Origin of the sequence: Natrialba hulunbeirensis JCM 10989, from assembly GCF_000337575.1 — an archaeon.
Classification (GTDB): Archaea; Halobacteriota; Halobacteria; order Halobacteriales; family Natrialbaceae; genus Natrialba; species Natrialba hulunbeirensis.
Window position 1 is genome coordinate 1 of sequence record NZ_AOIM01000027.1, and the last position, 457, is coordinate 457.

Consider the following 457-nt stretch of genomic DNA (forward strand, 5'->3'; position numbering starts at 1 on the left):
TAACACCCCCAATAGATAGCAGCCGACCTGTCTCACGACGGTCTAAACCCAGCTCACGACCTCCTTTAATAGGCGAACAACCTCACCCTTGCCCGCTTCTGCACGGGCAGGATGGAGGGAACCGACATCGAGGTAGCAAGCCACCCGGTCGATATGTGCTCTTGCGGGTGACGACTCTGTTATCCCTAAGGTAGCTTTTTTGTCAGCAATTGGCCGCATCAAGCAGCCTAATTGGTTCGCTAGACCACGCTTTCGCGTCAGCGTCCGTCGTTGTGCCGGACACTGTCAGACTTCCGTATGCTCTTGCGCTCTTTCCCGCGTCTCCGACGCGGGTGAGGAAATCTTGGGGCGCGCCCGATATCTTTTCAGGCGCGTACCGCCCCAGTCAAACTGCCCGGCTACCAGTGTCCTCCGCCAGGAGTGAGAGTCGCAGTCACCATCGGGTAGTATTTCAATG

At 57.1% G+C, this 457-nt stretch carries 1 rRNA gene; it reads right to left on the minus strand.

Annotated elements, in window-relative coordinates:
* Window positions 1–457, minus strand: a 23S ribosomal RNA gene (locus C483_RS19495); the annotation flags it as partial.